This window comes from Actinoplanes campanulatus (assembly GCF_014647795.1).
GTDB lineage: Bacteria > Actinomycetota > Actinomycetes > Mycobacteriales > Micromonosporaceae > Actinoplanes > Actinoplanes campanulatus.
In genome coordinates this window covers 270774-282652 of sequence record NZ_BMPW01000014.1, presented here as the reverse complement: position 1 = coordinate 282652, position 11879 = coordinate 270774, and the positions used below count along the sequence as shown (strand labels likewise).

Below are 11879 nucleotides of genomic sequence, written 5' to 3'. Positions count from 1 at the left end.
CCGGGCCAGACGGTGCGCCAGCGCGATCGGCAGCGGCATCAGCTCGGGCGTCTCCGAGCAGGCGAAACCGAACATCATGCCCTGGTCGCCGGCGCCCTGCGAGTCCAGGTCGTCCCCGTCGACACCGAGGGCGATGTCCGGCGACTGCGCGCCCAGCGACACGCTCACGCCGCAGGAGGCGCCGTCGAAACCCTTCTTCGACGAGTCGTAGCCGATGTTCAGGACGGTGTCGCGCACGATCTTGGGGATGTCGGCGTAGGCCTGCGTGGTGACCTCACCCGCCACGTGCACCTGGCCGGTGGTGATCAGGGTCTCCACCGCGACACGGCTACGCGGATCCTGCGCGAGCAGGGCGTCGAGAATCCCGTCGCTGATCTGGTCAGCGATCTTGTCCGGGTGGCCTTCCGTGACCGACTCGGAGGTGAACAAGCGAAGGTTCATCGTCTTCTCCAGCTGTCCGGGATGAGATGTGGGGTCTGACCGGGCACGCGCCGCCGGGTCAGGATCAGGTGGGCCAGGATCCCGAGGACCAGGCCCCAGAACGGGGCGGCGAGACCGAGCACGGTGATGCCCGAGCCGCTCACCAGGAAGGTGATCAGTGCGCTCTCCCTGTCCCGCGGCTCGGCGAACGCCCCGGCCAGGCCGTTCAGCAGCGGGCCGAGCAGCGCGATCCCGGCCATCAGCGCCACCAGTTGCGACGGCAGGGCCAGGAAGACCTGGGCGAGCGCCATGCCCACCGAGCCGACCAGCAGGTACCAGAAGCCGGTCGACAGGCCGGCGACGTACCGCCGGCGCGGATCCGGATGGGCGTCGGGGCCCGCGCAGATCGCCGCGGTGATCGCCGCGACGTTGATGCCGGGGCTGCCGAACGGCGCGAGCGCCACCGACGCGACGCCGGTCGCCAGCACCACCCGGCCGGCCGGTGGGTGGTAGCCGGCGGCGTTCAGCACCGCGAAGCCCGGCGCGTTCTGCGAGGTCATGGTGACCACGAAGAGCGGCAGTGCCAGACCCACCAGCGCGGCGGCGCTGAACTGCGGCGTCGTCCAGAGCGGGACGGCCGGGTTCAACCGGACGCCGCCGAGGTGCAGGCCGGTGGTGACCGCCGAGGTGAGCACCCCGGTCGCGAGGGTGAGGGCCAGGGCGTACCGGGGGAGCAGGCGACGTGCCACCACGTACGTCAGGATCATGACGCTCGCCAGCAGCGGCGCCCCGGAGAGGGCTCCGAAGGCGCCGAGGCCGTAGCGCAGCAGGATGCCGGCCAGCATCGCGGCGGCGATCGTCACCGGGATGCGCGCCATCAGCCGGGTCAGCACCCCGCTCAGGCCGGCGAGGACGGTGAGCACCCCGGCGACCAGGTAGGCGCCGACCGCCTCGGCGTACCGGTACTCGGCGAGCCCGGTGACCAGCAGCGCGGCGCCCGGGGTGGACCAGGCCGCCAGGATCGGCATCCGGTACCGCAGGGAGAGCACGATGCCGACCAGCCCGCTGCCGATCGAGATCGCCCAGATCCACGACGCGAGCCGCTCGTCGCTCAGCTGAGCCGCCCGGGCCGCCTGGATGACGACCACGAGCGGGCCCGCGTAGGAGACCAGGGCGGCCACGAGACCGGCCACCACGGCCGGGAACGAGAAGTCGCGCAGCAGGGACGGCTCAGAGGAGTTCGACATTGGCGTGCCCGGCCGGCGCCCGGTTCCGGCAGTCGAAGACGTACCGCGCGTGGCGTACGACCATGTCGTAGTCGAAGTCGTCGTGGTCGGTCAGGATGACCGCGACGTCGGCCGCCTCCACCTCCTGGCGGGTCAGTTCGACCCGGGTGACCCCGGCGCCCGGCGGGGGCGCCTCGACGGCGTGCGGCTCCGCGGCCCGGACGTCGGCGCCCCGTGCGGCGAGCAACTCGGCGACCCGCACGGCGGGCGACTCCCGTACGTCACTGGTGTTCTTCTTGTAGGCCAGCCCGAGCAGCAGCACCCGCGAGCCGTTGATCGCCTGCCGCTGCCGGTTGAGCCCCTGCAACAGGCGGTTGACCACGTAGTTGGGCATGTGCTCGTTGACGTCGTTGGCGAGCTCCACGAAGAGGAACCGTTTGCCCAGCTTGCGCTGCACCCGCCAGGACAGGTAGTGCGGATCGATCGGCAGGCAGTGGCCGCCGACCCCGGGACCGGGCGTGAACCGCATGAACCCGAACGGCTTGCTGGAGGCGGCGTCGATCGCCTCCCAGACGTCGATGCCGAGCTCCTCGGCGCACATCGCGACCTCGTTGACGAAGCCGATGTTGACGTGCCGGAAGGTGTTCTCGATGAGTTTGGACAGTTCGGCCACCTTCGGCGAGCTGACCGGGACGGTGCGCTCGACGACGCTGCCGTAGAACTGCTCGGCCCGCCGCAGTGCCGCCTCACCGAGTCCGGAGACCAGCTTGGGAGTGTTCTCCAGGCGCCATTCCCGGTTGCCCGGGTCGATCCGCTCGGGGCTGTAGCCGAGATGGAAGTCGTCGAGCCGCAACCCGGACGCCGCCGTCAGCAGCGGCGCCACGATCTCCTCGGTGGTGCCCGGATAGGTGGTGGACTCCAGGATCACCAGGGCCCCGGGCCGCAGATGCCGCCCGAGGGTCCGGGACGCGTCCTCGATGTACGACAGGTCGGGCGCCCCGTCGCGCAGCGGCGTCGGCACGGTGATCACCGCGACGTCGAACCCGGCCAGGTCGGCCTCGACGAGCGTGGGCTGGAACCGGCCGCTGCCCAGCACGGCGGCGAGCCGCTCGGCGGGGATGTCCTCGACGTACGACTCGCCGGCCGCCAGCCGCTTGATCCGGCGCTCGTCCACGTCGTACCCGATCACGGTGTGCCCGACCTCGGCGGCCCGGACGGCCAGTGGCAGCCCGACGTAACCCTGGCCCACGATGACGACCCGCAAGCCGCTGTCGTGGACGTCGGTGGCCGGCGCCGGGCCGGCTTCGATGCGCGTCACCATCGCTGCTCTCCTTGTGCGTGCGTTCGATTGCGTACGGTGCTCAGCGGACGTGGAAGATGAGCAGGTTCGCCACGACCAGGACGGCCACCCCGGTCCGGTGCGCGGTGATGCCCAGCTTCCGGGCGGCGAGGGGCTGCGCGCGCAACAGGCCGAAGCCCACCTGCCGGAGCCGGATCAGCAGCACCGGCAGCCAGGCCACGGCGAACCACCACGGCGCCGCCCCGGTGGCGACGGCGATGCCGATCGCCACCGGTTCGAGCAGGGTCAGCAGGCCGATCAGCACCCGGTAGGTGTCCGGGGACACCCGGGTGGCGAGGTTGCGCCGGCCGGCCGCGCGGTCGCCCTCGACGTCGTTGACGTTCGAGTAGACCGAGACGAGCAGGCTCCAGAGGCCGAACAGGAACGACTCCAGCAGCGCCAGCCCGCTGACCGAGCCGGCCAGCAGCCAGTACGGGATGAGGACGCAGAGCGCCGTGCTGAGCAGGATCACCAGCTCCTGGCCGCCGCGGTAGCTCAGCCGCAGGCCGTACGAGTACTGCACGCTGATGAACACCGAGAACGCGGCCGCCACGATGGCCCCCACCGGCTGGTACGGGGCGATCAGGATCGCCGCGGTCCAGCAGAGCACCCCCCACAGCGCCGCCGCGTAGCCGAACCGCACCGCCTGCCTGACGGTCAGCGCCCCGCTCAGCAGCGGCTTGCGGGCCCGGTCGCGCAGTGCCGCCCCGGGCGCGTAGTTGCGGTCGTCGCTGCCGTCGCGGTAGCCGGTCACGTCGTCGAGGGTGACCGTCGCCGCGACCACGCCGACCCAGCCCAGATCGAAGAGCAGCAGCACGGCGAACGTGCCCGGATCGGTCCGCGCCGGGGCGGTGAGCAGCGTCCAGACGACGAAGACACAGAGGTAGTAGTCGTAGAAGGAGAGTTTCGCCAGTTTCGCGTACGCCCGCAGCCGGTCGCCGAGCGGTGGCGTGACGGGCAGCACGGTCATCGGCCGGCTCCCGGCGAGCCGGAGGGCCGGCGGGCGATCGTGGAGATCAGGATCTGGCTGAGCCAGTAGTTCTCCGGGTCGGCCATCTCGGCCAGCGCCTCGTCGATCCGCTCGGCGGTGAGCAGGCCGGCCGCCAGGATCCTCGGGCGCATGTAGTCGAGCCACAGCATGTAGTGGCGGGCCTGCGGGGAGCCGCCGCGCACCATCACCACACGTCCGTCGGCCTGGGCGTTCAGTCCGAGCGCGCGTGCCGCCTGGAGGTCGAAGTGGCCGCCGCGGGGCTCGTGCCCGGCCTGGGCCATCAGCCCGTACCCGGCCTCCCGGACGTCCTGGAGGAAATCGGTCGAGCGGAAGCTGCGGAACAGCGGCAGCGAGTCGGTGTCCTCCAGGAAGAGGGTGCCGCCCGGGCGCAGGGCCCGGACCAGCCGGGCGATGGCCGCCTCCCGGTCCGGCAGGTGCTGGATCAGCATCCGGGAGTGGATCAGGTCGAACGCGTCGGCCGGCAGGTCGTCGGAGCGCAGGTCGTGGCACCACACCTCGACCTGGTGGCCGCTCAGCCAGCCCAGCCGCTCGACCTCCAGATCGGTGGCGACCACCCGGCCGCCGGGACCGACCCGGTCGGCCAGCCACTGGGCCGCGGAGCCGTACCCGGCGCCCACTTCCAGGCAGGACCAGCCGGGAGCGACACCGATCTGGTCGAAGCGCGCGACCGTTCCGGGGTCCCAGAGGGCCTCGTTGGTGCGCAGCCGTTCGGTCTCGCGGTCCCAGCCGGGATCGAAGACGTAGCCGGAGGAGATGTCGTCGGTGGCGGATTCGAGCAGATTCATGTCGGTGGCTCCAGTCGTCACGGGCGGCGGTTCTCAGGAGACGAACGCGCAGACGGTGTCGGCGATGTACTCGACGTCGGCGTCGGTGAGGTGCGGCCAGATCGGGATGGCCACGTTGGCCCGGCCGGCCCGGCGGGCGTTCGGCCAGGCCCGGTCCGGGGTGGCGAAGTTCGCGAAGGCCTGCTGCTCCGGCAGGGGGATCGGGTAGTAGACGTGCGACCCGATGCCCTTCTCGGTCAGCCAGGCCCGCATCTCGTCACGACGGTCCACGAGCAGGGAGTAGACGTAGTAGCAGCGGCCGTCGCGGCCGGGCGGCGGCGCCTGCACCCCGCGGTCGGCGAGCCCGGCGAAGCGCGCGGTGTAGTAGTCGGCGATCCGCGCCCGGCGTTCCAGCCGGTCGGCGAAGCCGGGCAGCCGGTGCAGCTGGACCGCGGCGAGCACCTCGTCGAAGCGGCTGTTGACGCCGAGCCGGTGGTGCAGGAAGCGGGTCACGCCGTCCTGGCCGTGGTTGCGGATCATCCGGCAGGCCCGCGCCAGCTCGTCGTCGTCGGTGAGCACCATGCCGCCCTCACCCGGTGTGCCGAACGCCTTGACCTGGAAGAAGGAGAACACCCCCAGGTCACCCCAGCGGCCGGCCGGGTGGCCGCCGAGCACCGCGCCCTGGGCGACCGCGGCGTCCTCGATGAGCGCCAGCGAGTGACGCGCCGCGATGTCCCGGAACGCGGGCATGTCGGCCATGATCGAGAAGACGTGGGCGGGCAGCAGCGCCCGGGTCCGTGGCGTGATCAGCTTCTCGGTCTCGACCGGGTCCATGACCAGCGTCCAGGGGTCGATGTCGGCGAACACCGGCACCGCCCCCACGTTGGCCACCGCGCTGGCGACCGGCTGGCAGCAGAAGGCCGGCACGATGACCTCGTCGCCGGGGCCGAGGCCGAGCGCCCGCACGCTCAGCTCCAGCCCGCCGGTTCCGCTGCCGCAGGCGATGACGTGCCGGGCGCCGGTCATCTCGGCCAGCGCGGCCTCCAGCCGGGCGGTGCGCTCGCCGAGGATGAATCTCTGGTCCGGTGTCGTGCCGACCTCGTGCACCAGGGCGAGCATCGCGTCGCGGTCGGTCTCGAACAGGTCGGGCGGGAAGAAGGGCAGATTCACGCGGCGCTCCCGGTGTAGAACTCGCGGACGGCGTCACACACCCGGTCCACGTCGTCGATGCTCAGGTCGGGGTAGAACGGCAGGCCGACCGCGTGCCGGCAGGCCGCCTCGGCGTGCGGGAACTGACCCGGGCGATAGCCCTGACCGGCGAAGAGCGGTTGGGCGTGCAGCGGGATCGGGTAGTAGACCTCGGTGCCGATGCCCCGGCCCGTGAGGTGCGCGACCAGGTCGTCACGGCGGTCCACCTCGATCAGGTAGACGTAGAAGACCGAGTCGGTGGGCACCGGCCGGGTCACCACGCGCGGTGTCCTGCGTACCCCCGGCACGCCGGTGAGCCGCGCGGTGTAGGCCTCGGCGAGCCGGGCGCGGGTCGCGATGTCGCCGTCCAGGTGCGGCAGTTTGGCGAGCAGGACCGCGGCTTGCAGATCGTCCATCTTGCTGTTGGTGCCGGAGGCGCCGGAGAGGTTGGAGATCCCCGCGATGTGGTCGATGGTCCGGCCGATCCGCCCGTGGTGGCGCAGCGTGCCGGCCCGGTCGGCGATCCCCGGGTCGTCCGTGATGATCATCCCGGCGTCGCCGATGGCGCCCAGCGTCTTGGTCGGGAAGAACGAAAGCACGCCACCCGCGCCGAGCAGCCCGGCGTGCCGCCCGTCCCAGCGCATGCCGATCGCCTCGGCGCTGTCCTCCAGCACCGTGATCCCGTGCCGGGCGGCGAGCTGGAGCACACCCTCCATGTCGCACATCTGCGTGAACAGGTGGACCGGCATGATCCCGGCGGTCCGGGGCGTGATCGCCGCCTCGGCGGAGGCGGGATCGATGCCGTAGGTGTCCGGGTCGATGTCGGCGAAGGTGGGGCGGGCCCGGGCCAGCGCCACCGAGCTGGCCGACGCCACGAAGGTGAAGGCGGGCACCACGACCTCGTCGTCCGGGCCGATCCCGGCGGCGCGCAGCAGCAGGGTCAGGGCGTCCGTGCCGTTGTTGACGGCCACCGCGAACCGGGCGCCGGTGTAGCCGGCGATCGCCTGCTCCAGTTCCTCGACCTTGCGGCCGTGCGAGAACTTGCCGCGGTCGAAGACGTCGTGGAGGTGCCGGGCGATCTCCGGCCATCTGGCGTCGAAGCTCTTCGCCTGGGTGAAGAACGGGACGTCGACGGGTGGCGCCGTTGCTGGCTTCACGCGCAGCTCCTCAGATTCGGTGAATGAGGGAGTCTCTTTACAGGCCGTAGACAACCCGGAGAATGTTTCGAAAGATTCGCCGACGTCAATCACGGTCGATCGTGGGCAACCTCGACGAAGCGTAGGTCACGGCTATCTCCAGCGACAACTGACAGCTTCTGGCAATGCCTATCGGCAGCCGTAACAAGAACCAGCCATGCCTTGCCGAGGTCCTGCCGGGGAGGGATTACACCGGATTTATCGGGCATTACTGGTGCTCTTTGCCCGTTATATCGGTCTATTTGGCAACGCCGGAATGTCCTTGACAAGGTGCGCGGTGGTCCCCGAGCGTATTAGCCGACGCGCTGCCGGGCCTCTTCCGGCGGCATCCGGCCTCCTTTCAGGCGTTACTCGGTTATCGGCAGCCGACCGGATTCCGCGCGTTCAATTTCAGTTCAGCAGTGGTGGATCGGGGGCTTCATTTATGTCCGCAGATCAGGAAACCGGCTTGCCGGCGGCCGCCCGGGCCGCGGCAGCGGCCCGGGATCGCCTGCTCGCCCGTGCCGACGAACGCATCGGCGAACTGCTGGCCGGCGAGCGCGCCCGGTGGTCCGCGGTGCACGACCTGGCGGCCGTCCCGGTCGAGGCGATCGAGACGCTCGTCGGCTCCGGCGGCAAGCGGCTCCGGCCGTCCTTCGTGATCAGCGGCTACCTCGCCGCGGGCGGCGCCGAGGCGGCGTCCGGGCCGGTCGTCGACGCGGCCGCGGGGATCGAGCTGCTGCACGCCTTCCTGCTGCTGCACGACGACGTCTTCGACGACTCGGCGCTGCGCCGTGGCCGGCCGACCGCTCACGAGCACCACGCCGATCTGCACCGCGCCGCCGGGTGGGCCGGTGAGTCCCGCCGCTACGGCGAGGCGGTGGCGATCCTCGCCGGCGACCTGGTGCACGGCTACGCCGACCGGCTGACGGCCGGCCTGCCCGCCGACGCCCGCCGGATCTGGTTCGAGCTGCGCGAGGAGGTCCTCGTCGGACAGTTCCTCGACCTGCGCGCGGCGGCCGGACGCCGGTTCGACGCCCCGCTGGCCCGCTGGATCGCCATCGCCAAGTCCGGCCGGTACAGCATCCAGCGGCCACTCGCCCTCGGCGCCGTCCTGGCCGGCCGGCCCGATCTGATCGAGCCGTTCACCCGCTTCGGCGACGCGCTCGGCGAGGCGTTCCAGCTCCGCGACGACCTGATCGACACGTACGGCGACTCCGCCGCCTCGGGCAAGCCGTCCCGTCTCGACGTCGCCGGGCACAAGATGACCCTGCTCCTGGCCCTCGCGGCCGCCCAGAACGACCGGATCGGCGACCTGCTCGACGGCGCCGAGACCGTTGCCGGGACCGGCGCCGCGACGCTGATCGGCGAGCTCGACCGGCTCGGGGTGCGCGAGCAGGTGGAGAAGCACATCGACGAGCTGGTGGCCGAGGCCGGAACCGCCCTCGACGGGATCGACCTGTCGCCCGGCTGGGATCCGGCACTGCGGCTGACGGCGAATCACGTCGCCTACCGCGACCGGTGACGAGGGGGAGACCGTCATGTTCCGTGTCTTGATCATCGGCTTCGGGCGATCCGGCCATGGTCTGCACCTGCCCGTCCTGCGCCGGTTGCGCGCGGGCCGGCACGCCGGGCTGTTCGCGGGCGCGCCGATCGCGGTCCACGATCCGTATGCGCCCGCACCGGCTTCCGCCCCGGATCTGCGGCCGCTCGCCGACCTGGCCGCCGCCCCCGCCGTGACGCCGCCGGACCAGACCGTGGTGCATCTCTGCACCCCACCCGAGGTACGGGTCCGCGTCCTGCGCGAGCTGGCCGCGATGGGCTACCGGCGTTTCCTGGTGGAGAAGCCGGTGGCCACCGACGAGGCGTCCGCCGAGCAGATCCTCGACCTGCGGCGCCGCCTCGGCCTGCACATCGTGGTGGTGGCGCCGTGGCTGGCCAGCACCCTCACCGCCGGCCTGCGCCGGCTGATCACGGACGGCACGCTCGGCACGCTCAGCCGCATCGACATCCTCCAGACCAAGCCGCGCCTCGGGCGTACGCTGCGCGGCGACGGCCACCCGACCGCGCTCGACGTCGAGGTGCCGCACTCTACCGGTGTGGCGCTGCGCCTGGCCGGCCCGGCCCGGCTGGTCGACGCCGGCTGGACCGACATGCGCGCCGGCGACCGGGTGGTCCCGCGGATGGGCACCGGCCGGCTGACCCTGGCACACGCCACCGGCACGCGTACGCACATCTTCACCGACCTCACCTCGCCGATCCGCGAGCGGCGGATCACCCTGACCTTCACCGGAGGGCAGGCCGTCGGGTTCTACCCGAGCAGCGAGACCGACCACTACGCGCATCTGCGGACCTCCGGGCTGGCCCATCCCGGCGCACGCCAGATGTTCGTCGACGACTCGCTGACCGAGTTCATGCTGCGCGCGTACACGGCGTTCCGGGACGAGACCGACCACGAGCTCGACCTGCTGCTCAACATGGACGTGGTACGCCTTATCAGCGCGGCGAAGGCCCGGATCACGGCGGCCGAGCAGGCGACGCGGCCGCCGACGCTCGCCGGGACCAGTCATGGCTGAGCGGCGGCTGACCGTGGCGCCCTCGGGCATCACCCTGGGCGGCATCGGCGACGAGGCGGCCCCCGACCTGGCCGGGCAGATCGAGGCGCACACCCGGCTCGGCTGGTCGGCGATCGAGCTGCGCAACGTCGACGGCCACGCTCTCGCCGACCTCGGCGACGGCGCCTTCGAGCAGGCCCGGGACGCGATCGTCGCGGCCGGCCTGCGGGTGACCTGTGTGGACTCGCGGATCGCGAACTGGGGCCGGCCGATCAGCGGCAACCTGGGCGCCGACGTCGCCGAGCTGGCCACCCTCGCGCCGCGCTGCCGGGCGCTGGGCACTCGGTACGTGCGCATCATGTCCTACCCCAACGACGGGCTGACCGCCGCCCAGTGGGGCGCCGAGGTGGTCCGCCGGATCCGGTTGCTCGCCGCCCAGGCGGCCGACGAGGGACTGGTCCTGCTGCACGAGAACTGCGCCGGCTGGGCGGGGGAGAGCGCCGAGCGGACGCTGCGGTTGCTGGACGCGGTGCAGAGCCCCGCGCTACGGCTCGTCTTCGACATCGGCAACGGCCTGGCGTACGGCTACCAGGGCTACGACTTCCTCACCCAGGTGGTCGACGCGGTGGCGCACGTGCACGTCAAGGACGGCGTCGACCGGGCCGGCGTCCCGGTCTGGACCGGTCCCGGTGACGGCGACTGCCGGGTCGCCGACTGCCTGCGCCTGCTCGCCGACCGGAACTGGACCGGGGTCTGCTCCATCGAACCGCACCTCAACGTCCAGCCGCACGCCGGCGTGACCGACGCGGGGGCCGCCGGGAAGGACGCCTTCGTGGCGTACGGCCGGCGGCTCGAAGAGCTGCTGCGCACCGCCGACCCGCGACTACGGGTCCGCACGTGAGCGCCCCGCAGATCCCGGCCGGGCGGGTGGAGCTGCGGCGCGCGGACCGTGACCTCCTGCTGCGCCTGCTCGCCGTGGACACCGTCAGCCCGCTGGAGACCGGGGTCCTATCGGACGGTCTGTGGCAGGCCCAGCGTGCCTACGCGGCCGCGGCGGCGGACCTGGGTTTCGTGGTGGCCCGGCACGAGGCGCCCACCGCTGCCGACCTGACCGGGACCGGGGTGCCGGCGTCGGTCCGGCGGGCGGCGGCCGACCCGGGGTTCCTCGCCTGCCAGCCGAGCCTGGTGCTCCGGCTCGGCCCGCCGCGGCCCGCCGCCCGCACCGTGATGTTCAACGTGCACCTCGACACGGTCGCCGGGGCGGAGCCGGTCCGGGAGGAGGCGGACCGGATCCACGGCCGCGGCGCGGTGGACGCCAAGGGCCCGGCGGTGGCCCTGCTCGCCGGCGTCCGCGCCGCCCTGGAGACCGAGCCGCGGCTCACCGACCGGGTCACCGTGCTGATCCAGGCGGTGGCCGGTGAGGAGGGCGGAGCGATGGGGGTCTTCGGCACCCGGCCCCTGGTGCGCGCCGGCTTCACCGGCCGGATCAACCTGTTCTGCGAACCGACCGGCGGCCGGCTGCTGGACCACTGCACCGCGTCGATGACCGCCTGCCTGTCCGTTGACGGGGAGGACGCCATCGACGACCGGCCCGGCGCCGGGCACAACGCGACAGTGCTCCTCGGCTACCTGGCCCAGCACCTGGCCGTGGCGCTGTCCGGCGAGACCGCGGGCGGGCAGGTCTGCGTGGCCGGGATGCACACCGGCGACGCCCACAACCGGGTGTACGGCTCGGGCCGCCTGCTGCTCAACCTGTCGTACGGCACCCCAGAGTCGGGCCGGGCGCTGGCGGCCGCGACCGAACAGGCCGTGGCCGAGGGGCTCGCCGCCTTCCGTACCGTCTTCGCCGGCCGGCCGGGATTCGCCCGGACCGCGACCGACGCCGCCGCGGTGACCCACCTGGAATGGCTCAAGCGCGACCTGCCCGCGCTGACCCCCTCCGCCGACCCGGTCGCCCGGGCGCTCCTGGAGGAGCACGCCGGCCTGCCGCGCTGGCCGGCGGACGAGCCGGGCTTCACCTGCGACGCCATCTGGATGCAGGGGGTGCCCGGCGCGCACACCGCCGTGTTCGGGCCCGGCGATCTCGCCGCCAACCGGGCACACGCGGCGGGGGAGTACGTCGACGTGGCCGATCTCGAGCGGTACGCCGCCGCGATCGGCCGTGTCCTGGTCCAGTTCAGCCGAACCGAAAGTTGACCAT

General features: G+C 72.4%; 11 protein-coding genes. 4 read left to right on the top strand and 7 right to left on the bottom strand.

Features of this window, described 5'->3' with window-relative positions; genetic code table 11:
* The 7 genes from IEZ13_RS26860 to IEZ13_RS26830 form a co-directional block, all read right to left on the bottom strand.
* A partial coding sequence (locus IEZ13_RS26860) for an S-adenosylmethionine synthetase N-terminal domain-containing protein (RefSeq protein ID WP_306421545.1) occupies positions 1-441 on the bottom strand: 441 nt, incomplete at its 3' end.
* Positions 438-1667 (bottom strand): benzoate/H(+) symporter BenE family transporter, encoded by a 1230-nt coding sequence (locus tag IEZ13_RS26855; RefSeq protein ID WP_183223957.1) that lies wholly within the window; start codon positions 1665-1667, stop codon positions 438-440. The genes IEZ13_RS26860 and IEZ13_RS26855, both read right to left, overlap by 4 nt.
* A complete protein-coding gene (locus IEZ13_RS26850; RefSeq protein WP_203833994.1) occupies positions 1651-2967 on the bottom strand; it encodes a nucleotide sugar dehydrogenase in 1317 nt (438 codons plus the stop codon). The genes IEZ13_RS26855 and IEZ13_RS26850 overlap by 17 nt, the downstream gene beginning before the upstream one ends.
* A gap of 40 nt (positions 2968-3007) precedes the next feature.
* Positions 3008-3955, bottom strand: coding sequence for a UbiA family prenyltransferase (locus IEZ13_RS26845; protein ID WP_183223955.1), 948 nt, complete (start codon positions 3953-3955; stop codon positions 3008-3010).
* Entirely contained in the window at positions 3952-4782 is an 831-nt protein-coding gene (locus IEZ13_RS26840) for a class I SAM-dependent methyltransferase (protein WP_183223953.1), read from the bottom strand. Before IEZ13_RS26840 ends, IEZ13_RS26845 begins: the two co-directional genes overlap by 4 nt.
* A 33-nt stretch (positions 4783-4815) precedes the next feature.
* Positions 4816-5931 carry a DegT/DnrJ/EryC1/StrS family aminotransferase gene (locus IEZ13_RS26835; protein ID WP_203833995.1) on the bottom strand — a complete coding sequence of 372 codons (1116 nt, stop codon included), beginning with the start codon at positions 5929-5931 and terminating at the stop codon, positions 4816-4818.
* Positions 5928-7106 (bottom strand): DegT/DnrJ/EryC1/StrS family aminotransferase, encoded by a 1179-nt coding sequence (locus IEZ13_RS26830; RefSeq protein ID WP_229795068.1) that lies wholly within the window; start codon positions 7104-7106, stop codon positions 5928-5930. Before IEZ13_RS26830 ends, IEZ13_RS26835 begins: the two co-directional genes overlap by 4 nt.
* Positions 7107-7593: 487 nt before the next feature.
* On the opposite strand from IEZ13_RS26830, the gene IEZ13_RS26825 reads away from it, so the two are divergent.
* The 4 genes from IEZ13_RS26825 to IEZ13_RS26810 are packed head-to-tail and all read left to right on the top strand — an operon-like array spanning position 7594 to position 11875.
* Positions 7594-8649 (top strand): polyprenyl synthetase family protein, encoded by a 1056-nt coding sequence (locus tag IEZ13_RS26825; RefSeq protein ID WP_183223951.1) that lies wholly within the window; start codon positions 7594-7596, stop codon positions 8647-8649.
* 16 nt (positions 8650-8665) lie between these two features.
* Positions 8666-9700 (top strand): Gfo/Idh/MocA family oxidoreductase, encoded by a 1035-nt coding sequence (locus IEZ13_RS26820; protein WP_183223949.1) that lies wholly within the window; start codon positions 8666-8668, stop codon positions 9698-9700.
* Positions 9693-10580, top strand: a complete 888-nt coding sequence (locus tag IEZ13_RS26815) for a sugar phosphate isomerase/epimerase family protein (RefSeq protein WP_183223947.1) — start codon at positions 9693-9695, stop codon at positions 10578-10580. The genes IEZ13_RS26820 and IEZ13_RS26815 overlap by 8 nt, the downstream gene beginning before the upstream one ends.
* The gene (locus tag IEZ13_RS26810; protein ID WP_203833996.1) at positions 10577-11875 is read left to right on the top strand and encodes a M20 family metallopeptidase; all 1299 of its coding nucleotides are present in this window, start codon (positions 10577-10579) and stop codon (positions 11873-11875) included. Before IEZ13_RS26815 ends, IEZ13_RS26810 begins: the two co-directional genes overlap by 4 nt.
* Positions 11876-11879: the final 4 nt, after the last annotated feature.

Bases quoted from the DNA above. Each gene is read 5' to 3' on its own strand.
- IEZ13_RS26855 (WP_183223957.1), bottom strand. From the start codon at position 1,667: ATGTCGAACTCCTCTGAGCCGTCCCTGCTGCGCGACTTCTCGTTCCCG.
- IEZ13_RS26850 (WP_203833994.1), bottom strand. From the start codon at position 2,967: ATGGTGACGCGCATCGAAGCCGGCCCGGCGCCGGCCACCGACGTCCAC.
- IEZ13_RS26845 (WP_183223955.1), bottom strand. From the start codon at position 3,955: ATGACCGTGCTGCCCGTCACGCCACCGCTCGGCGACCGGCTGCGGGCG.
- IEZ13_RS26840 (WP_183223953.1), bottom strand. From the start codon at position 4,782: ATGAATCTGCTCGAATCCGCCACCGACGACATCTCCTCCGGCTACGTC.
- IEZ13_RS26820 (WP_183223949.1), top strand. From the start codon at position 8,666: ATGTTCCGTGTCTTGATCATCGGCTTCGGGCGATCCGGCCATGGTCTG.
- IEZ13_RS26815 (WP_183223947.1), top strand. From the start codon at position 9,693: ATGGCTGAGCGGCGGCTGACCGTGGCGCCCTCGGGCATCACCCTGGGC.